We start from the raw sequence: 20,784 nt of genomic DNA on the forward strand, positions 1-20,784 counted from the left end.
TGAATGGCCACCCTACGACAAATGGAGCCGTACGTCGGTTTTGTAGGGTGCGCATTCATGCGCACCTGGTTATCGCCTCAACGATTATTGCGGCAATATGCTGCATTTATGATCCTGCAACTCTTCCGCCGAGCCGCTGTTCAGTTTCAGCCAATTACGCTCCAGCGCCAACAGCGCTAAACGGCCATCCGGCAATTGTGCCAGCGCCAGACCATATTTCCCCATTTCGGTGCGCGCATGCGGCACTTCATCCGCCAGACGGATAAACGCACTCTGCTGCGCCAGTTCTTCCTTAGAAATCGACCGCACCAGATAACGATGCTTACGCAGCGTTTCACTCTGCCACTTCACGTTCAGCCTCGGTGCCAGCGCATCCAGCTGCTGACGCACATCCGGCCGCAGACAGGAAATATGAATATGCAGCTGATTTTGCGTACGCCCATATTGCGCATTGATGGCCAGCGACAGCGCGCTATCGGGGATCGGCGCGCCATGCTTCTGCGCCAGCAATGTGCGTTGCTGCCAGGCTTCGGCAAACAGATTCGGTGTAGCGGGTTCAAGAAGTATCGGGCTTTCTATGCCGGTGATTTTTTCGATCGGCATCAGCAGATACTGCAACGGGCCGTTGAGATCTTTCAGCGTGACGTAACCCTGCTCGCTGTTCACCTGCTGGCATGGCGCGGGTTTACCCGTCGCCGCCACATTCGGCACGCATTTTTCGCTGATAATCTGCCACAAGGCGTTGGAGTTTTTATGGAAATGGATGGCGCCGGCGATCAGTCCGACAATCAACAGCACCAATAATGCGGTAAGTAACTTCAGGGTACGACGACTGCCCTGCATAGCCCGATTCCTCTGTTCATCACCTGCCAGCATCCTCGCCTGGCAGGTGATGAAAGTCACGGACTAAAACAAAACGGCCAGCATTCTCGCTGGCCGTTTTTCTATTCGTTATGGCTTCATCACCTGATCGTAGCTGCCGCCATCGGCGAAGTGGGTTTTCTGGGCTTGCGTCCAGCCACCAAACTTGCTGTCGATAGTGAACAGTTTTACCGGCGCGAATTTATTGGCAAATTTCTTCGCAACGGCTTCATCACGTGGACGGTAGAAATTTTCTGCCGCGATGGTCTGACCTTCCGGCGAGTAGAGGTATTTGAGGTAATCTTCGGCCACTTTACGGGTGCCCTGCTCGTCGACCACTTTATCTACCACCGATACCGTTGGCTCCGCCAGAATCGATTCACTTGGGGTGACGATTTCAAACTTGTCTTTACCCAGCTTATCCACTGCAAGATAGGCTTCGTTTTCCCACGCAATCAGCACATCGCCAATGCCACGTTCTACGAAGGTATTGGTCGCACCGCGTGCACCGGAATCCTGCACTTCTACGTTCTTAAACAGCGATTTCACGTAAGCCAGCGCTTTGGCCTGATCGCCATGGTTCTGATCCAGCGCCCAGCCCCATGCAGCCAGATAGTTCCAGCGTGCGCCGCCCGATGTTTTCGGGTTTGGCGTGATGACGGATACGCCCGGTTTAATCAGATCCGGCCAATCATGAATGCCTTTCGGGTTGCCTTTACGCACCAGGAATACGATGGTCGAGGTGTATGGCGCGGAGTTGTCCGGCAGGCGTTTGATCCAGTCTTTATTGATACGACCACGGTCAGCAATAGCATCTACATCAGATTGCAGCGCCAGCGTAACCACATCAGCACGGATGCCATTGATCACTGAGGTCGCTTGTTTACCGGAACCGCCGTGCGACTGGCGAATTACCACGTTGTCGCCGGTTTCCTGCTTGTAATGCGCGCTAAACGCTTTGTTGTACTGTTCGTACAGCTCACGGGTTGGATCGTAAGAGACGTTTAACAGCTGAATATCCTTTGCCAGAACACTGGTTGAAACCAGTAACAGGGTGACACCAATACTCCACTTATTCATTGCTTGCTCTCCCGAGGTCGTTATAGAACAAGACTGACACAAACTTATCCACGGATTAAAGAATTAAAAATAAGCTGTTATAACTGGAGGGAATATAAGCAGGCATTAAAAAGGCGCGAATCTCGTCGCGCCTTGATAAGGAATTAGTAGAGTTTTTTCGCGGTATCAAGCCAGTCGCGTTTGAATGGACGCTTCATATTTTCAATCGCATCGATGATGTCGTGATGCACCATCTTCTCATTCTGAATACCGACGCAGCGGCCGCCATAACCTTGCAGCAGCAGCTCAATGGAGTAAGAACCCATGCGCGATGCCAGGATGCGGTCATAGGCACAAGGTGCGCCACCACGCTGAATGTGACCAAGAACGGTGGCGCGGGTTTCGCGTTTGGTTTCAGCTTCAATGAAGTGCGCCAGATCGTCGATATCGCAGATGTGCTCGGTAATCGCTACGATGGCGTGTTTTTTACCTTTGGCGATGCCCGCTTTGATCTCTGAAACCAGCTCTTCACGGGTATATGGGATTTCAGGCAGCACGATGAACTCACAACCACCGGCAATCGCTGCCGCCAGCGTTAAATCGCCGCAGTAACGGCCCATCACTTCAACGATGGAGATGCGCTGGTGGGAAGATGAGGTGTCGCGCAGACGGTCAATCGCTTCAACTACAGTTTCCAACGCAGTGAAGTAGCCAATGGTGTAATCGGTGCCTGCTACGTCGTTATCGATGGTGCCCGGCAAGCCGATGCATGGGAAGCCCATTTCGGTCAGGCGCTTCGCACCCATGTAAGAACCATCACCGCCGATAACCACCAGCGCATCAATGCCGCGCTTTTTCATGTTATCAATCGCGGTCTGGCGCACTTCATCGTTGCGGAATTCTGGGAAACGTGCGGAACCGAGGAAGGTGCCGCCACGGTTGATCATGTCTGACACGCTGTAGCGGTCGAGGTTGATCATGCGATCTTCGTACAATCCCAGATAGCCGTCGTAAATACCAAAAACTTCCAGTCCTTCACTCAGCGCGGAACGTACAACTCCGCGAATGGCTGCGTTCATGCCTGGGGCGTCGCCGCCGCTGGTCAGTACTCCGATTTTTTTGATCATGACAACCTCTGGATTGTTCAAAAACTAAGGATTATTCCTGCCATGTGTCCGGCGTGGACCAGCTCGCGATCGCATGGCTTAATAGTTGCAGAATAGTATATCAAAGGCTTGATGCTGAATTGATTCAGGTCAGACAAGTTTTCGCTAATTTTTTACAGAGTTGTTAGCGTTACGTCACTTTTTTTGTGTAATTGCATGATTTTAAATCGCTAACCTTGAAAAAAGCCGTGTTGATTGCTCGGCACAACAGAGCAGGGATCTTGATGGATGATCACGTCTGAGCCGGGAAACTTCTTTAGTAATGCCTGCTCAATTTGATCGGCCACCTGATGCGCCTGCACCAACGGCAACTGATCTTCCATCTCCAGATGTAGCTGGATGAAACGCGTGGGGCCCGATTGCCGTGTGCGCAATGCATGTGCGCCACGTACGCCCGGCCAGTTGGTCACCACGTTGATGATCTCCTGCGTTTCATGCTCGGGCAGTACGCGGTCTAGCAGCGCCTGTACCGCGTCATAGCCCATCCGCAAGGCGTTATAGAGAATGTAAACGCCGATGCCGAGCGCGAACAATGCATCCGCTCGTACAAAACCATAGCTGCTCAAACCGAGTGCGACCAATATTGCGCCGTTCATCACCACATCAGATTGATAGTGCAGCATGTCTGCGCGAATCGCCTGGCTGCGTGTGCGACGCACCACCCAGCGCTGGAAGGCAACCAACGTCAGGGTTGAAAACAGCGCAATCACCGTAACCACAATGCCCACCAGCGGCGCATGTAAGGTTTCGGGCGATGCCAGATGCTGAATACCGGTGAGAAACAGAAACAGCGCCGAGCCGGAGATAAACATGCTTTGCGCCAGCGCGGCCAATGATTCGGCTTTACCATGACCGAAGGTGTGATCGTCATCGGCCGGCTGCAATGAATAGCGCACCACCAGCAAGTTGGTGAGTGAAGCGGCAATATCCACCAATGAATCCACTAACGCCGCCAACATGCTGACTGAACCGGTATGCCACCAGGCAAAAATTTTCACGATTAACAGTAGTGTCGCCAGCGTAGTCGCCGCTAACGCCGCCCGATTGACTAACTTTGCATAGGAAGAATCCATGCTATGCCTCGCCGGGTCGCACGCTTCATCGGTGCGGCCTTTAGGTCTCAAGATGGCTAAAGTTTATCATCGGCAGAAGTGTGCTGCGTGATTGAATTTTAAGACAATGATGTTAGAGAGAAATGACAGGCAAAAAAAACCCCCGCATCATGCGGGGGAAGACAGGGATGGTGTCTATGGCAAGGAAAACAGGGATACTATGTTACTGGTTACTGCTGGTACTACTCACTGCTTGCAGCGGTGATGATGGCTGCAATCCTGAGAGTCGACGAACTTCAGCTAATCGTCGCTCATAATTTTTCTGCAATGTCGCTTGCTGTGCAGGCGTTAGCAGGTGGTACATCTGATTACGAACCCGAGCCATCTCGACTTGCTGTTCTATCGCTGCGCGGGCTTGTTTCTCTGCCTGCTGTCGAATAGCCGATTCGTTAAATTTGTCTGCAATCACAAGGTCATGCATAGTTTCTATATCTTGAACGCTGATTGTTGGGCGTTCGTGTCGCGCTTGCTGCATCAGGTCTCGCATCTGTTGCCGCTGTTGTTCAGTCAGCTCAATGCCATCGAACATGTAGCTTTGCGGATTTTGCGTCATACTGCCTGTCGTCAATCCGCTGTTCGGATGCATCTCGTCAATCGTCGTCGTGTCTGCTGCTTCGGCGCTGGCGTGACTGAGAACCATCGCTGAGGCAATGACGACGGCGGTTAAGTAGCGCATCGTTAACTCCCAGTTCGTTCCGTTTTGCGATTCAACGAGAGCCAGTGTACGGCGGTGGCTGCAAACATCCGTCAGGGGGTGTAAAACTACGTAAAGCGTTGGATTGCAAGTCAAGGAACACGGTATTTTGCCTGCGGAGGGCAATAAAAAATGAATAAAATCCTGTTGGTTGATGACGACCGCGAATTAACTTCGCTGCTTAAAGAACTGCTTGAGATGGAAGGTTTTGAAGTCATTGTGGCAAGCGATGGTGAGCAGGCGCTTAACCTGCTAGACAACACCGTGGACTTGTTATTGCTTGATGTAATGATGCCGAAGAAGAACGGTATCGACACGTTGAAAGAACTACGCCAACAGCACCAAACTCCGGTCATTATGCTGACTGCACGTGGCAGCGAACTGGACCGCGTTCTGGGCCTTGAACTGGGCGCAGATGACTATCTGCCTAAACCGTTTAACGATCGCGAACTGGTGGCGCGTATCCGTGCCATTTTGCGCCGTTCAAACTGGAGCGAGCAGCAACAGCAGCACGATAACAGCTCACCGACGCTAGAAGTCGACTGCCTGCGCCTCAATCCGGGTCGTCAGGAAGCCAGCTTTGATAGCGAAACGTTGGATCTCACCGGCACCGAATTCACCCTGCTCTATTTGCTGGCACAGCATCTGGGTCAGGTGGTATCGCGTGAGCACCTTAGTCAGGAAGTTTTAGGCAAACGACTGACGCCGTTTGACCGCGCTATTGATATGCACATTTCTAATCTGCGTCGTAAATTGCCGGAACGTCGTGATGGTCATCCGTGGTTTAAAACCCTGCGCGGACGCGGCTATCTGATGGTTTCGGCATCATGATTGGAAGTTTAACCACCCGCATCTTCGCCATCTTCTGGCTCACGCTAGCGTTGGTGTTGATGCTGGTTTTAATGGTGCCCAAACTCGATTCGCGCCAGATGACCGCGTTATTGGAAAGCGAGCAGCGTCAGGGCACCATGATTGAACAGCACGTTGAAGCGGAGCTATCACAGGATCCGCCAAACGACTTAATGTGGTGGCGTCGCCTGTTCCGCTCCATCGACAAATGGGCGCCGCCCGGTCAGCGCTTGTTATTGGTGACCAGCGAAGGCCGGGTGATTGGCGCGCAGCACAATGAAATGCAGATCATCCGCAACTTTATTGGGCAGTCGGATAACGCCGACCACCCACAAAAGAAAAAGTATGGTCGCGTTGAAATGGTTGGGCCTTTCGCGGTACGCGATGGCGAAGACAACTATCAGCTCTACCTGATTCGTCCTGCCACCAGTTCACAGCTGGATTTCGTCAATCTGCTGTTTGACCGCCCGCTACTGCTGCTGATTGTCACTATGCTGATCAGCTCGCCACTGCTGCTGTGGCTGGCGTGGAGCCTGGCGCGTCCCGCCCGCAAACTTAAATATGCGGCGGATGAAGTGGCAAGCGGTAATTTGCGTCAGCATCCGGAACTGGAATCGGGGCCGCAAGAGTTTCTGGCGGCGGGTTCGAGTTTCAACCAAATGGTGAGCGCACTCGAACGCATGATGACGGCGCAACAGCGTTTGCTATCTGATATCAGCCATGAACTGCGTACGCCGTTGACTCGCTTGCAGCTGGCTACCGCGTTACTGCGTCGCCGTAATGGTGAGGGCAAAGAGCTGCAACGCATCGAAACGGAAGCGCAGCGTCTTGATGGCATGATTAACGATCTGCTGGTGCTGTCGCGCACTCAGCACAATAACGCGCTGGTTAGCGAGGCAATGAAGGCCAACCAGCTGTGGAACGGCGTGCTGGAAGATGCCAAATTTGAAGCCGAGCAGATGGGCAAACTGATGGAAGTGCCTTATCCGCCTGGTCCGTGGCCGCTGTACGGTAATCCACATGCGCTGGAGAGTGCGCTGGAGAATATCGTGCGTAATGCGCTGCGCTATTCGAATTCGCATATCAGCGTCAGCTTCTCGGTGGATATCGAAGGCATTACCATCCACGTCGATGATGATGGTCCGGGCGTCAGCCCAGAAGATCGCGAGCAGATTTTCCGTCCGTTCTACCGCACCGATGAGGCGCGCGATCGTGAATCAGGCGGCACCGGATTGGGCTTGGCGATCGTCGAAACGGCCATCCAGCAGCATCGCGGCTGGGTCAAAGCCGATGACAGCCCGCTCGGGGGTTTACGCCTTACGCTGTGGCTGCCGCTGTACTCCGCCCGTCAATAATTTGTTATGCTTCGGCCCTCGTTTCTGGGGGCCTTATGCTAAACATTGTCTTATTTGAACCTGAAATCCCGCCAAATACCGGCAACATCATTCGCTTGTGCGCAAATACCGGTTTCCAGTTACACCTGATTGAACCGCTGGGCTTTGCCTGGGATGATAAGCGCCTGCGCCGCGCCGGGCTGGATTACCACGAATATACCGCCTTGAAAAAACACGCCAATTACGCGGCATTTCTGGCGACGGAAGCGCCTCAGCGCATGTTCGCGCTCACCACCAAAGGAACGCCTGCACACAGCGCAGTGAGTTATCAAAAGGGTGATTATTTGGTGTTTGGTCCGGAGAGTCGTGGTTTACCCGCAGATATCCTCAACGCGCTACCCGCTGAGCAGAAAATCCGTATTCCGATGATGGCGGAAAGCCGCAGCATGAATCTGTCTAATGCGGTTTCTGTGGTGGTGTATGAAGCGTGGCGCCAGCTCGATTATGCTGGCGCACTGATCAAAGGCTAGATGCCGTCGCCGTACTCAAAGCCCGCGCCGTTGAAATGCTGATCCATATCCATCGACGGTTTGTCGCTGGTCGGTTTACCGACAATGCGCGCTGGCACGCCGGCCGCCGTGGTATGCGGCGGTACGGGCTGCAGGACAACGGAACCGGCACCGATTTTCGCACCGCGTCCCACTTCTATGTTGCCCAGAATCTTGGCGCCCGCGCCAATCATCACACCCTCACGGATCTTCGGATGGCGATCGCCGCTGGTTTTACCGGTACCGCCGAGCGTCACCGATTGCAGGATCGAAACATCATTCTCGATGATTGCCGTTTCGCCGATAACAATGCCGGTGGCGTGGTCAAGCATGATGCCGCGACCGATGCGTGCCGCCGGGTGAATGTCCACGGCAAACGAGACAGAAATTTCGTTCTGCAGATAAACCGCCAGTGCGCGGCGACCTTCTCTCCATAACCAGTTGCCAATGCGATAAGCCTGCAGGGCGTGGAAGCCTTTGAGGTAAAGCAGCGGCGTGGAATATTTATCAACGGCGGGGTCACGCTGGCGCACAGCCTGAATATCGTAGGCCGCGGAGACAATCATCTCTGGGTCTTCACGGTAGGCTTCTTCCACGATTTCGCGGATGGCAATAGCTGGCATGATCGGGTTCGCCAGCTTGTTGGCGAGCATATAGCTGAGCGCACTGCCGAGGTTTTCGTGTTTAAGCAATGTCGCATGGTAAAAGCTGGCCAGCATCGGTTCACAGTCGGCCAGTGCTCTGGCTTCGGCTTTGATATGGTTCCAGACCAGTTCTAACTCTTCAGACGACATTGCTGTTTGCTCCCGATAAAAAAAGCGCCTGATGGGGCGCTACAGGTGGTGACGCTGGCGCATCCTGCTTCAGCTTTGGCTGTTTTCGTCCTTCCTTGCACGGCCAAGTAAAGTCAATGCTGCCTCTCGCGCTGATTTTCCGCAATAGAGCACCTGATAAATCTGCTCGGTAATTGGCATTTCTACGCCAACTCGTGCGGCCAATGCTTTGACTTCTTTGGTGTTTCTGTAGCCTTCTACAACTTGTCCGATAATGCGTTGCGCATCGTCTACGCTCTCGCCTTGCCCCAGCATCATGCCGAAACGACGGTTGCGCGACTGATTATCGGTACAGGTCAGCACCAAATCGCCTAAACCGGCCATGCCCATAAAGGTGGTGGCATCGGCGCCCAGCGCTGCGCCAAGACGGCTCATTTCTGTCAGTCCACGGGTGATTAAGGCGGTACGTGCGTTGGCACCAAAGCCAATGCCGTCAGAAATCCCCGCACCAATCGCAATCACGTTCTTCACCGCGCCGCCTAACTGCACGCCAATGAAATCTTGATTGTTGTAGACGCGGAAACTTTTGCCGCAATGCAACTTCTGCTGCAGGTCTTCAGCGAATTCCGCATCGGTCGATGCCAGTGCGATAGCCGTTGGCATGCCAGCAGCCAGCTCTTTGGCAAAGGTTGGTCCGGAAATCACCGCTAACGGAATTGCATCGCCGAGGATTTCACGCGCCACATCCTGCAGCAAACGGCCGGTCTCTTTTTCCAGTCCTTTGGTCGCCCAGACAATCCGTGAATCGGCACGCAGATGCGGCTTAAGCTGCGTCAGCACGTCGCCAAATACATGGCTCGGCACCACAATCAGCAAATCGCGACTGGCGTTAACCACGGTAGCCAGATCGGCTTCAGGAACGAGATTATCAGGGAAAGGGACATCGGGCAGGAAAGCAGCATTGCAGCGGTCAGCTTGCAACTGCGCCACGCTTTGAGGATTGTGGCCCCAGAGCAGGACCGGATGGCCATTACGGGCCAGCGTGATGGCCAATGCGGTGCCGTACGAGCCGGCACCGATGACGCTAATTGAAGCGTTGAGTGTAGTCATCAGGCATCCTGATGTGGCGCTTCGCCTTCACCTTGCTGCTGCAGATAGTTCATGAACAGCGCATCAAAGTTAACTGGCGCCAGGTTGAGCTGCGGGAAAGTACCACGAGACACAAGGCTGGTTACGCATTCGCGTGCATACGGGAACAGAATGTTCGGGCAGTACGCGCCGAGGCAATGTGCCATCTGCGTACCTTCGATACCGCTGATGGTGAAAATACCCGCCTGCTGGACTTCGCACAGGAATGCGGTTTCTTCGCCAACGGTTGCGGTTACGGTAACACGCAGAACGACTTCAAAAACGCCATCAGCCAGCTGAGAAGAGGCGGTGTCCAGGTCCAGCTTCACTTCCGGTTCCCACTCTTTCTGGAAAACCTGCGGTGCGTTTGGCGCTTCGTAAGAAACATCTTTGGTGTAAACACGTTGAATCTGGAACTGCATTTCGCTGTTGCTTTGCTCTGACATGTGTCTAAATCCTGTGAGTTAAAATTGTCTGACCGAAAAGTTATGCCTGGAGTAAAGGATCAAGTCCCTGACGCCCATCCAGCGCGTAAAGATCGTCACAGCCGCCAATGTGCTGCGCATCAATAAAAATCTGTGGCACCGTCGTACGGCCGCTGCGTTGAATCATCTCTTCACGTTTCGCCGCGTTCCCGTCAATGGGAATCTCCTGGAACGACACGCCTTTCTGATCCAACAACGCCTTTGCACGGTGGCAATAAGGACAAGTGACTTTGGTGTAGATCTCTACATTCGCCATACGGTTACCTCAAAGAAGTTATTTGCCGCGCACCAGTGGCAGATTTTCACCACTCCAGCCGCTCACGCCATCTTTCAGTACGGAGACTTTCTCGAAGCCCGCTGCGCTCAATTTCGCCGCAGATTCGCCCGCACTTTGACCGGTCGCGCAAACTACAATTATGTGCTGTGACTTGTGCTTTTCCAGCTCGCCAAAGCTCTCTTTTTTGATGTCTGCTGCCGCTACGTTGATAGCCCCAGAAATGTGTCCTTTGCGGTAATCGTCACGTGAACGAACGTCTACCACCACCGCGTCCTCTTTGTTAATCAGGTGGGTTGCTTCACCACGACTGATGGTTTTTACTTTAGAGAACATACCTTTAACGGTGGTCACAATCACGAGAACGAGTAAAGCGACCCATGCCAGACTGAGGATGGGGTGATTGCTTGCAAACTGCATAATTTCTTGCATGAGGGGTAACGACTCCAAACCGGGCTGATAAGCTAAAACAAGGGTTCTGAGTATACCTGCGCCACTTCGCATGTACAGTCGCTAAGGGAACAGAGTTACGATTTGTGCGTCATTTTCCAAAAAAAGTGTTCTAATCCCAAAATTAAGACAAAGTTTATGCCGGTAAGCTCGGTACGGACATTTTTAGCAAAGTAAAACCCGGCCGGGCTAACTGGTAAGCGGCTGTTCATCGTGGAATAATTATCGACTATGAAGGGAAAAGCGACCGTTACACACACAAGGACCCGTCACAACGGCACTGCGATTCCGTTGTCATTTCGCTGGTCCGAAATCTCCCTGAGTCTGCTTCTGGCGGGCACATTATTACTTCCTGCTGCCGCTCGCAGTGCGGATGACAGTAAAACGCAATTGAAGTCCATTCAGCAGGATATCGCCGAGAAAGAGAAAAGCGTTAAAGCACAGAAAGTGCAGCGCAGTAAACTATTGGATCAACTGCAAAGTCAGGAAAAAGTGATTGCGCAGGCCAGCCGTCAGCTACGCGAAACGCGTAACAGCCTCAGCACGCTCGAGGGTGAAATCGCGCAGGTCACCTCCACTATTTCTCGGTTAGAAAAGCAGCAAGCGCAGCAGGAAAAATTGCTGGCACAACAGCTTGATGCCGCCTTTCGTCAGGGACAGCACAATGGTCTACAGTTGCTGCTTGGTGGCGAAGAAGCCCAGCGCAGTGAGCGTATTCTTGCCTATTTCGGCTATCTCAATGCCGCTCGCCAGAAAAACATCGACGATCTCAAGCAAACCCAACAGCAATTAGCGGAACAGCGCCAATCATTGCGGGGTAAACAGGATCAGCAAAAATCGTTGTTAGCTCAGCAGCAGACGCAGCAAAGCAAGCTGGAAGTAGCTAGCGCGGCGCGTAAGAAAACGCTCACCGTACTGGAAAGCTCGCTGGAGAAAGATCAGGCTGACCTGGTTGAGATGCGTGAGAACGAAAGCCGACTGCAGAGCAAAATCGCCAAGGCTGAGCGTGAAGCGCGTGAACGTGCCGAACGTGAAGCGCGCGAGGCGGAAAAAGTGCGTCAACGTCAGGCACAGGCGAAAGCCAAAGGATCAAACTATCAGCCAACGCAGAGTGAGCGTGAGCTGATGGCGCGTACCGGAGGATTAGGCAAGCCCGGCGGGCAAGCGGTTTGGCCGGTACGTGGACGCATTGAACATCGCTTCGGTGAATCGATGCAGGGCGAATTGCGCTGGAAAGGTCTGGTGGTTGATGCGCCAGAAGGCACCGAAGTGAAAGCCATCGCAGATGGACGCGTACTGATGGCCGACTGGCTGCAAGGCTATGGTCTGGTTGTGGTTCTGGAACACGGTAAAGGTGATATGAGCCTCTATGGTTACAACCAAAGCGCACTGGTGAGCGTGGGTGCTCAGGTGAAGGCAGGACAGCCTATCGCCCTTGTGGGCACCAGCGGCGGCCGCGGCACGCCTTCGCTCTACTTTGAAATCCGACGCCAGGGACAGGCCGTCAATCCACTACCGTGGTTAGGAAGATAAGTTTTGTTTCAACCCTCTAAGCTCTCGGCCGCCCTGTGCGGCCTGTTTCTCTCACTTTCCGCCCATGCGGGAAAACTCTCCATCGTGATCGACGACTTCGGTTATCGGCCAAAAGAAGAGAATAAAGTGCTGCAAATGCCTACCGCGATTTCCGTTGCGGTCCTGCCGAATGCGCCACATGCACGGGAGATGGCTACCAAAGCGCATCAGGGCGGTCGCGAAGTTCTGATTCACCTGCCGATGGCGCCGCTGAGCAAACAGCCGCTGGAGAAAGACACGCTGACGCCAGAGATGAGCAGCACGGAAATCGAGCGGATTATTCGTGAAGCCACTGGCAAAGTGCCTTACGCCGTCGGGCTGAATAACCATATGGGCAGCAAAATGACGTCCAGCTTGCCCGATATGCAGAAAGTGATGCAGGTGCTCAATCATTACAACTACTACTTTCTCGATAGCATGACGATTGGCAACAGTCAGTCTATCCCGGCCGCGCAAGGCACTAACGTTAAAGTACTGAAGCGTCGCGTATTCCTTGACGATAGCCAGGATGAGGCTTCAATCCGCACGCAGTTTACCCGCGCAGTGAAACTGGCGCAGCGCGATGGTTATGCCATCGCGATTGGTCATCCGCATCCTACGACGGTGCGTGTCCTGCAGCAGATGCTGCCGACACTACCAGCCGATATCACGTTAGTGCGGCCAAGCCAGTTACTGAATGAGCCGCTACATCAGGGCACGGCTCCGCCACCATCCAAAACGCAGCCTCCGCGTTTCCGCGCGCCAGGCGTGTGTAAGCCGAACAAGCCGTTGTCGCCGGTGCCGCAAAGCCACGCCGTTGAGTTGATCAGTGACAGCATTGTGCAAAGCCCATTGGTTCAGTCAATAAAGCAGCTCTTCTGAGATCGGGAAAAGGAAATTCAATGAGAAGAAAAATTCTGCTGTTGGATACCGGCCGCGAATGGGGCGGCGGTACCAACAGTATGCTCGAGTTGCTCAAGCGCATTGATCGACAGAAATTTGATATTACCTGCTGCTTCTATAACAACTATTCTCGCGGCAACAGTGAAACCATTGAGTCAATTCTCAATTCGATTGGCATTCCGGTGGTTTTTATCGCCCAGCGTCGTCAGCCGAAATGGGCGAAAATCACTAAAGAGCTGTTACGCACGCTATTCATTTTTAACCGTTCGCTGAAGAAGCAGATGATTGACCAGGTTGATGAAAAATGGCGTGTGTTGCCAAACGCCCAACAAATTTCATCAATTTTGCAGACTGGGCAATATGACGCGCTGTATATGAATAATCAGCCCAGCACCAATGTTGAAGGCTATCACGCTGTGCAGGGTATGCCGGTTGCGCTGATTCAACACTGCCGCATTGAGCCGCAAATGAACTCTGCGCTGGTCGAGATGGTTAATGAACGTGTTGATGCCGTTATCGCAGTTTCGCATGGCGTAAACCTTACTCTGCGCCAGAGCGGAGTTGATGCGCAACGTTGCTTCACCGTGTCAAACGCGATTGATATTCATCAGGTGTTACCGCATCGCGAGGAAGTGCGCGAGCGCTTTGCTTATTCGCCTGATACTTTTATTTTTGGCTCGATCGGATCCCTTATTACACGTAAAGCGAATCATCATATTTTCCAGGCGCTAGGCCAATTTAAACGCATGCATCCTGAAGCTAAATGGAAAATGGTGGTGGTGGGTTCCGGGCCGGAACATGAAAATCTGGTTCAGCTGGCACGTAAAGAAAACATTGAAACGAATGTTGTTTTTACCGGTTTTCAAAACAACCCGCTGGATTACCTCGCAGCGTTTGATGCCTTTATTCTCGCCTCGCGCAGTGAAGGCTTACCGCGCGTAGTGCTGGAAGCCATGCTGGTGAAAACGGCCGTTATTGGTTCGAATGTCGTGGGCACCTCAGAGTTAATTAACCACAATGAGACTGGATTAATTTTTGAATACGGCGATGTTAACCAATTAAGCGTTCATCTTGCCGCTTTATGGCAAGACGCAAGCTTGCGCCAGCGCCTGATTAATACTGCGGAATCACGCGTGCGCGAATGCTACGCGATTGAAAACTATGTCGCGGGGGTTGAAATGATATTGGAAAAGAGTATTGAAAGGAGATCTCATGTTTGAATTATTTAATAAAAATCACCGATATGTGCGCTCTCGGCATAATATTCCTTATAAGCAAGAAGCGGAAAAAGGTAAGATTGCAATCAGCTCAGTGGTTATTCCCTGTACCGGATCAGATTACATTGAAGAAGCCGTTTTAAGCGCTGAGTTCGCAAGTCGCTTTGCAAAAAATCTTGAAGAAATTGTTATAGTCAGCGATCAATCTGCCTCGCTTTTTCCTGCGCTACCGCAGAAAGTGCGGGTAGCAACTCTTGATGTACCTTTGCGGGAGGAGAGCTATCGTTATAAGCAAATTTATCGCAGCCGCCTAATTAAAATTCAGGCGCCATTGCAGGCTAAGGGCGATGGAATCTTAATGATTGATTCTGATTTAAATTTGCTACAAGACCCAGAAGCTAAAATACAAGAACACTCTCTTTATAGCAGCTTCCGACAGGGAAAGATGATTGCCAAAATGGCTGAAATACCTAAGGAACTCATTCCTGCTTATTATAAAAATGCGGTGCGTCCAGTCTTTGAGGATCACGTTAATAGCGCATATCTTGTAGCAACGCGATCAACGTGGAAACGCCTTTGTCCCTTATGGTCCGCACTTTTTCAGGACACATGGGAGCTGATGAGCGATAATCAGCCACCAACAGACCAATTACCACTCGCAGCATTATTAGATCTGCTGGATATTAAAACAATTAACTTAGGTGATTGGGTCAACTGGCCTGTTTCTAAGCGAATTGGCGGACAACCAGCAGTTATTCCATCGCAGGTCATTGGCGCGCACGGTGGTTTTCCATTGAGTGAATGGCAAAAGTATTTACATGATCCCACTCAGCCACTCACTTTTAGAGGCCAGGATTATACGCGCAAAGTACGTTATCTGACGGATGCGGAAAAACAGCAGTCCTGAAATTCTCCGGCCATCAGGCCGGAGAATAGTTAATCCCAGCTCAACACCACTTTGCCGGATCTTCCCGAGCGCATCTCATCAAAGCCCTGCTGGAACTCATCAATGTGATAGCGATGGGTGATGATCGGCGTGAGATCGAGGCCGGACTGAATCAGCGCCGCCATTTTGTACCAGGTTTCGAACATCTCGCGGCCATAGATGCCTTTGATGAACAGGCCTTTAAAGATCACCTGATTCCAGTCGATTGACATCTCGCCCGGCGGAATACCCAGCAGCGCGATACGGCCGCCGTGGTTCATCACCTCCAGCAAGGTGCGGAACGCCGGTGGCGCACCGGACATCTCCAGACCCACATCAAAGCCTTCGGTCATGCCGAGCTCATTCATCACGTCACGCAGATTTTCCTGCGCCACGTTCACGGCGCGCGTTACACCCATTTTGCGCGCCAGTTCGAGGCGATAGTCGTTGATGTCGGTGATCACCACATGGCGCGCACCGACGTGCTTACACACCGCCGCCGCCATAATGCCAATCGGCCCGGCACCGGAGATCAGCACATCTTCGCCCACCAAATCGAACGACAGCGCGGTGTGCACCGCATTGCCGAAGGGATCAAAAATCGCCGCCAGCTCGTCAGAAATGTTGTCGGGAATTTTGAAGGCGTTAAATGCCGGAATCACTAGATATTCAGCGAAACAGCCCTGACGATTGACGCCAACGCCTACCGTATTGCGGCACAGATGCGTGCGTCCGGCGCGGCAGTTGCGGCAATGGCCGCAGGTGATATGGCCTTCACCGGAAACGCGATCGCCAACGGCAAAGCCCTTAACTTCCTGACCCATTCCCACCACTTCACCCACATATTCATGGCCGGTGATCATCGGCACTGGAATGGTTTTGCGCGACCAGTCATCCCAGTTGTAGATGTGCACGTCGGTGCCGCAGATAGCAGTTTTACGAATCTTAATCAGCAGGTCGTTATGGCCGGGCTCGGGGATCGGCGCGTCCTTAACCATCCAAATACCTTCTTCGGCTTTTAATTTGGCGAGTGCTTTCATTTCCCGGCTCCTGAAATAACGCCCAGCTGTTGACCAATGTGGGTAAAGGCGGCCACGGCGTGTTCCAGCTGCGCCTGCGTATGTCCGGCAGAGATCTGCGTGCGGATACGCGCTTGACCTTGTGGTACCACCGGATAGAAGAAGCCGGTGACATAGATGCCTTCCTGCTGCAACAGGCTGGCAAACTGCTGCGCCACTTTGGCATCGCCCAGCATTACCGGGATGATGGCGTGATCGGCGCCGGCCAGCGTGAAGCCTGCGGCAGTCATTTTCTCGCGGAAAAAGCGGGCGTTTTCCCACAGGCGCTGACGTAAACCGTCGCCTTCACTCAGCAGCTCCAGCACACGCAGCGAGGCAGTAACAATCGTCGGTGCCAGCGAGTTGGAGAACAGATACGGACGTGAACGCTGACGCAGCCACTCAACCACCTCTTTCTTCGCTGCCACGTAGCCACCCGATGCGCCACCCAGCGCTTTGCCCAGCGTGCCGGTCAGAATGTCGACGCGATCCATTACGCCACAATATTCGTGCGTACCGCGTCCGGCAGAACCGACAAAGCCGACTGCATGGGAATCATCGACCATCACCAGCGCATCGAACTCATCTGCCAGATCGCAAATGCCCTGCAAGTTGGCGATCACGCCATCCATCGAGAACACGCCATCAGTAGCAATCAGGATGTGGCGCGCGCCTTTGTCGCGTGCTTCCTGTAAACGCGCCCGCAGCTCGCTCATGTCGTTGTTGGCGTAACGATAGCGCTGCGCTTTACACAGGCGCACGCCATCAATGATCGAGGCGTGATTGAGGGCGTCGGAAATAATCGCGTCTTCAGCGCTGAGCAGCGTTTCAAACAGGCCGCCGTTGGCATCAAAGCAGGATGAGAACAGAATCGCGTCTTCCATGCCAAGGAACTCAGCCAGCTTGTGTTCCAGCTGCTGGTGGATGTCCTGGGTGCCGCAGATAAAGCGCACCGAGGCCATGCCAAAACCGTGCGAATCCATGCCGTCTTTCGCCGCCTGGATCAATGCCGGATGATTAGCTAAACCCAAATAGTTATTGGCGCAAAAGTTGATAACGGGCGGGCTGTTGGCAACGTTGATTTCTGCCTGCTGCGCCGACGTAATGGTGCGTTCTTGTTTGAACAATCCGTCCTGGCGTGTTGTCTCAAGCTGTTGACGGATTTGCGAATAAAACTGATTGGACATGATTATGCTCCTCAGATAGCAAATATTTGGCACATATTACTGATCGAAAAGCGAACCAACGACATTTCAGCCATCAATATCTCGGTTTTGCAGCATAGTTCACGCTGCGGACAGGATTTGTGCAGCGCTTACGGAGTCATCTGGCTGCCTGCGTCGGGCTGAAATGTTATGATGATAGGCATTCGTGGGTGAAACCTCCTGTTTCCCCCCAACTCTTTAAAGGCAAAGCATATGATTATCGTAACCGGTGGCGCTGGCATGATTGGCAGCAACATTGTTAAGGCGCTGAACGACCGCGGTCTGACCGACATTTTAGTGGTGGATAATCTGAAGGATGGCACCAAGTTCGTGAATCTGGCGGATCTCGACATCGCCGATTACATGGATAAAGAGGAATTCCTCAGCTACATCATGTCTGGCGAAGATCTCGGCCCCATTGAAGCCGTTTTCCACGAAGGTGCGTGTTCCGCGACCACCGAGTGGGACGGCAAATACATGATGGATAACAACTATCAGTACTCGAAAGATCTGCTGCACTTCTGCCTTGAGCGTGAAATCCCGTTCCTTTACGCCTCTTCCGCTGCCACTTATGGCGGCCGCAACGAGAACTTCATCGAAGAGCGCCAGTACGAGCAGCCGCTGAACGTATACGGCTATTCGAAAATGCTGTTCGATCACTATGTGCGCCAGATTCTGCCTGAAGCCGAATCGCCGGTGTGCGGCTTCCGTTACTTCAACGTGTACGGTCCGCGCGAAGGCCACAAAGGCGGCATGGCAAGCGTCGCGTTCCACCTCAACACGCAGATCAGCAACGGTGAAAATCCAAAACTGTTCGAAGGCAGCGACGATTTCCGCCGCGACTTCATCCACGTTGATGACGTGGTGGCGGTAAATCTGTGGTGCTGGGAAAACGGTGTTTCCGGTATCTATAACTGCGGTACCGGGCGCGCTGAATCTTTCCAGGAAGTGGCGGATGCGGTGCTGAACTTCCATCAGAAAGGCCAGATTGAATACATTCCGTTCCCAGACAAGCTGAAAGGCCGCTATCAGGCGTTTACCCAAGCTGACCTCACCAATTTGCGTGCAGCGGGTTACGACAAGCCGTTTAAAACCGTCGCGCAAGGCGTGGGCGAATACATGGCCTGGCTGAACCGTAACGCATAAGGAAATCGGCAGCAGCGATGAAAATTCTGGTTATTGGCCCATCATGGGTCGGCGATATGATGATGTCGCAAAGTCTCTATCGCACGCTCAAGGCTGAGCATCCTGAAGCGGTGATCGACGTGATGGCGCCGGCCTGGTGCCGCCCATTGCTGTCGCGTATGCCGGAAGTGAATCAGGCGCTGGCGATGCCGCTCGGCCACGGCGCATTAGCGCTGGGCGAACGTCGTCGTTTGGCGAAAACCCTGCAGGCCAGCGGCTATGACCGCGCCTATGTGCTGCCGAACTCCTTCAAATCTGCACTGGTGCCGTTTTTCGCCGGGATCAAACGTCGCACCGGCTGGCGCGGCGAAATGCGCTATGGCGTGTTGAATGATGTGCGCACGCTGGATAAAGCGGCCTTTCCGTTGATGGTTGAGCGCTATGTGGCGCTTGGCTACGACAAGCCAGTCGCTTCCGCACAGCAGCTGCCGCAGCCATTGCTGTGGCCGCAATTGCGCGTTGATGACGATGAAAAGCAAATGACGGCGGCGCAGTTTGCGCTGTCGGCCGATCGTCCAGTTATTGGGTTTTGTCCTGGCGCAGAGTTTGGCCCGGCGAAGCGCTGGCCGCATTACCATTATGCCGCGCTGGCAGAACAGCTGATTGGCGAAGGTTATCAGGTGGTGCTGTTCGGTTCAGCGAAAGACCGCGAAACCGGCGACACCATTGTGCAGACGCTGTCAGAAGCTGCGCGTGCGCACTGCAAGAATCTGGCCGGCGATACGCAACTCGAGCAAGCGGTGATTCTGTTGGCGAACTGCGCGGCGGTTGTCAGTAACGATTCCGGCCTGATGCATATCGCCGCAGCATTGAATCGTCCGTTGGTGGCGCTGTATGGCCCAAGTAGCCCGGACTTCACGCCGCCATTGTCCCAGCAAGCGCGCATTATTCGTTTGATCAGCGGCTATCACAAAGTCCGCAAAGGCGATGCCGAGCAAGGTTATCACCAGAGCCTGATTGATATTCAGCCAGCGCGCGTTCATCAGGAACTGAGCGCGCTGTTGCATCCGGTGCAGGAGTAAAGATGCACGTTTTGATTGTTAAAACTTCCTCAATGGGAGACGTGCTGCACACCTTACCGGCGCTGACAGATGCGATGCAGGCGATTCCTGGCATCAGGTTTGATTGGGTAGTTGAAGAGAACTTCGCTCAAATCCCAGCCTGGCATCCGGCGGTCGATAAAGTGCTGCCAGTGGCGATTCGCCGCTGGCGCAAGCATTGGTTCGGCAGTCAGCAGCGTGAAGAGCGTGTGCAATTTAAGCGTGAGCTGCAATCACGTCAGTATGATGTGGTGCTGGATGCGCAAGGCCTAATCAAAAGCGCCGCGCTGGTTACGCGCCTGGCAAAAGGCGAGAAGCACGGACAAGACAGCCGCAGCGCACGCGAACCTTTCGCCAGCTGGTGGTATGACAAACGCCATGAAATCAACAAGCAGCAGCATGCGGTGGAACGTACGCGCGAGCTGTTTGCCAAAAGCCTCGGCTATGAAAAGCCTGCATCGCAGGGCGACTACGCGATTGCTGGCCATTTCCAGTCAACGCAGACTGATGATGCTCAGCCTTATCTGGTGTTTCTGCACGCCACCACGCGTGATAACAAACACTGGCCCGAATCACACTGGCGTGAGCTGATTGAGTTAGTGCAGCCAACAGGTTTGCGCGTGAAGTTGCCGTGGGGCGCTGAGCATGAACATCAACGCGCACAACGTTTGGCGGAAGGCTTTGACCATGTTGAGGTGCTGCCAAAGCTAACGCTGGAGCAGGTAGCGCAGCAGTTAGCCGGCGCGCGCGCGGTGGTGTCGGTGGATACCGGTTTGAGTCATCTTACTGCAGCGCTGGACCGTCCGAATATCACACTTTACGGTCCAACCGATCCGGGGCTGATTGGCGGTTATGGTAAGAATCAGTATGTGCTGCGTCCTGCTCAAGGACACAGCATGGCGGATATTCAAGCCACAGATGTTGCAACGATGATGAAAGAAATTGCGGTATAAATTTATACCGCTTC

General features: G+C 53.3%; 22 protein-coding genes. 10 read left to right on the forward strand and 12 right to left on the reverse strand.

The genetic code is table 11. From position 1 onward, the window contains the following. Positions 1–84: 84 nt before the first annotated feature. From BM323_RS21270 to cpxP, 5 genes are all read right to left on the reverse strand, one after another. Entirely contained in the window at positions 85–843 is a 759-nt protein-coding gene (locus BM323_RS21270) for a CDP-diacylglycerol diphosphatase (RefSeq protein WP_008109695.1), read from the reverse strand. Positions 844–951: 108 nt separating this feature from the next. Beyond that, complete coding sequence (locus tag BM323_RS21275; protein ID WP_008109697.1) at positions 952–1,941, reverse strand: sulfate ABC transporter substrate-binding protein; 990 nt, start codon at positions 1,939–1,941, stop codon at positions 952–954. A gap of 143 nt (positions 1,942–2,084) precedes the next feature. Further along, entirely contained in the window at positions 2,085–3,047 is a 963-nt protein-coding gene (gene pfkA, locus BM323_RS21280; protein WP_007885343.1) for a 6-phosphofructokinase, read from the reverse strand. 209 nt (positions 3,048–3,256) lie between these two features. After that, the gene (fieF, locus tag BM323_RS21285; RefSeq protein WP_008109699.1) at positions 3,257–4,159 is read right to left on the reverse strand and encodes a CDF family cation-efflux transporter FieF; all 903 of its coding nucleotides are present in this window, start codon (positions 4,157–4,159) and stop codon (positions 3,257–3,259) included. A gap of 202 nt (positions 4,160–4,361) precedes the next feature. Continuing rightward, complete coding sequence (gene cpxP, locus BM323_RS21290; protein WP_008109700.1) at positions 4,362–4,874, reverse strand: cell-envelope stress modulator CpxP; 513 nt, start codon at positions 4,872–4,874, stop codon at positions 4,362–4,364. A 150-nt stretch (positions 4,875–5,024) separates the two neighbouring features. Between cpxP and cpxR the strand changes: the two genes are divergently transcribed. The 3 genes from cpxR to trmL are packed head-to-tail and all read left to right on the forward strand — an operon-like array spanning position 5,025 to position 7,605. Further along, positions 5,025–5,723, forward strand: a complete 699-nt coding sequence (cpxR, locus tag BM323_RS21295) for an envelope stress response regulator transcription factor CpxR (RefSeq protein ID WP_007885339.1) — start codon at positions 5,025–5,027, stop codon at positions 5,721–5,723. Further along, the gene (gene cpxA, locus BM323_RS21300; RefSeq protein WP_008109701.1) at positions 5,720–7,096 is read left to right on the forward strand and encodes an envelope stress sensor histidine kinase CpxA; all 1,377 of its coding nucleotides are present in this window, start codon (positions 5,720–5,722) and stop codon (positions 7,094–7,096) included. The genes cpxR and cpxA overlap by 4 nt, the downstream gene beginning before the upstream one ends. Before the next feature lie 35 nt (positions 7,097–7,131). Then, on the forward strand, positions 7,132–7,605 hold the full coding sequence (gene trmL / locus BM323_RS21305) for a tRNA (uridine(34)/cytosine(34)/5-carboxymethylaminomethyluridine(34)-2'-O)-methyltransferase TrmL (protein WP_008109703.1): 474 nt from the start codon (positions 7,132–7,134) through the stop codon (positions 7,603–7,605). Here trmL and cysE read toward each other — a convergent pair. The 5 genes from cysE to BM323_RS21330 form a co-directional block, all read right to left on the reverse strand. After that, positions 7,602–8,417 (reverse strand): serine O-acetyltransferase, encoded by an 816-nt coding sequence (gene cysE / locus BM323_RS21310; RefSeq protein ID WP_008109705.1) that lies wholly within the window; start codon positions 8,415–8,417, stop codon positions 7,602–7,604. The genes trmL and cysE overlap by 4 nt on opposite strands. Before the next feature lie 69 nt (positions 8,418–8,486). Continuing rightward, positions 8,487–9,506, reverse strand: coding sequence for an NAD(P)H-dependent glycerol-3-phosphate dehydrogenase (gene gpsA, locus BM323_RS21315; RefSeq protein ID WP_008109707.1), 1,020 nt, complete (start codon positions 9,504–9,506; stop codon positions 8,487–8,489). Continuing rightward, positions 9,506–9,970: a protein-export chaperone SecB gene (secB, locus tag BM323_RS21320; RefSeq protein WP_007885330.1), complete on the reverse strand. Its 465-nt coding sequence runs from the start codon at positions 9,968–9,970 to the stop codon at positions 9,506–9,508. The genes gpsA and secB overlap by 1 nt, the downstream gene beginning before the upstream one ends. Before the next feature lie 40 nt (positions 9,971–10,010). Further along, the gene (gene grxC, locus BM323_RS21325) at positions 10,011–10,265 is read right to left on the reverse strand and encodes a glutaredoxin 3 (protein ID WP_007885328.1); all 255 of its coding nucleotides are present in this window, start codon (positions 10,263–10,265) and stop codon (positions 10,011–10,013) included. 18 nt (positions 10,266–10,283) lie between these two features. Beyond that, complete coding sequence (locus tag BM323_RS21330; protein ID WP_008109709.1) at positions 10,284–10,715, reverse strand: rhodanese-like domain-containing protein; 432 nt, start codon at positions 10,713–10,715, stop codon at positions 10,284–10,286. Between the two features lie 249 nt (positions 10,716–10,964). Between BM323_RS21330 and envC the strand changes: the two genes are divergently transcribed. The 4 genes from envC to BM323_RS21350 are packed head-to-tail and all read left to right on the forward strand — an operon-like array spanning position 10,965 to position 15,311. Continuing rightward, positions 10,965–12,266: a murein hydrolase activator EnvC gene (gene envC, locus BM323_RS21335; RefSeq protein ID WP_008109711.1), complete on the forward strand. Its 1,302-nt coding sequence runs from the start codon at positions 10,965–10,967 to the stop codon at positions 12,264–12,266. 3 nt (positions 12,267–12,269) lie between these two features. Continuing rightward, positions 12,270–13,166, forward strand: coding sequence for a divergent polysaccharide deacetylase family protein (locus tag BM323_RS21340; RefSeq protein WP_008109713.1), 897 nt, complete (start codon positions 12,270–12,272; stop codon positions 13,164–13,166). Positions 13,167–13,186: 20 nt separating this feature from the next. Beyond that, entirely contained in the window at positions 13,187–14,407 is a 1,221-nt protein-coding gene (locus tag BM323_RS21345; RefSeq protein ID WP_008109714.1) for a glycosyltransferase, read from the forward strand. Beyond that, a complete protein-coding gene (locus BM323_RS21350) occupies positions 14,400–15,311 on the forward strand; it encodes a glycosyltransferase family protein (protein WP_008109715.1) in 912 nt (303 codons plus the stop codon). The genes BM323_RS21345 and BM323_RS21350 overlap by 8 nt, the downstream gene beginning before the upstream one ends. 29 nt (positions 15,312–15,340) lie before the next feature. Here BM323_RS21350 and tdh read toward each other — a convergent pair whose 3' ends face one another. After that, on the reverse strand, positions 15,341–16,369 hold the full coding sequence (gene tdh / locus BM323_RS21355) for an L-threonine 3-dehydrogenase (RefSeq protein WP_008109716.1): 1,029 nt from the start codon (positions 16,367–16,369) through the stop codon (positions 15,341–15,343). Further along, the gene (locus BM323_RS21360; RefSeq protein WP_008109717.1) at positions 16,366–17,574 is read right to left on the reverse strand and encodes a glycine C-acetyltransferase; all 1,209 of its coding nucleotides are present in this window, start codon (positions 17,572–17,574) and stop codon (positions 16,366–16,368) included. Before BM323_RS21360 ends, tdh begins: the two co-directional genes overlap by 4 nt. 231 nt (positions 17,575–17,805) lie before the next feature. On the opposite strand from BM323_RS21360, the gene rfaD reads away from it, so the two are divergent. From rfaD to rfaC, 3 genes are read left to right on the forward strand one after another with little or no spacing between them, the layout of a single operon-like run. After that, a complete protein-coding gene (rfaD, locus tag BM323_RS21365; protein WP_008109718.1) occupies positions 17,806–18,738 on the forward strand; it encodes an ADP-glyceromanno-heptose 6-epimerase in 933 nt (310 codons plus the stop codon). A gap of 17 nt (positions 18,739–18,755) precedes the next feature. Then, positions 18,756–19,799 carry an ADP-heptose--LPS heptosyltransferase RfaF gene (gene rfaF / locus BM323_RS21370; protein WP_008109719.1) on the forward strand — a complete coding sequence of 348 codons (1,044 nt, stop codon included), beginning with the start codon at positions 18,756–18,758 and terminating at the stop codon, positions 19,797–19,799. Between the two features lie 2 nt (positions 19,800–19,801). Continuing rightward, entirely contained in the window at positions 19,802–20,770 is a 969-nt protein-coding gene (gene rfaC / locus BM323_RS21375) for a lipopolysaccharide heptosyltransferase RfaC (protein WP_008109720.1), read from the forward strand. Positions 20,771–20,784 lie beyond the last annotated feature (14 nt).

Origin of the sequence: Pantoea sp. YR525 (assembly GCF_900116775.1) — a bacterium.
In the GTDB taxonomy this organism is placed as follows: domain Bacteria; phylum Pseudomonadota; class Gammaproteobacteria; order Enterobacterales; family Enterobacteriaceae; genus Pantoea; species Pantoea symbiotica.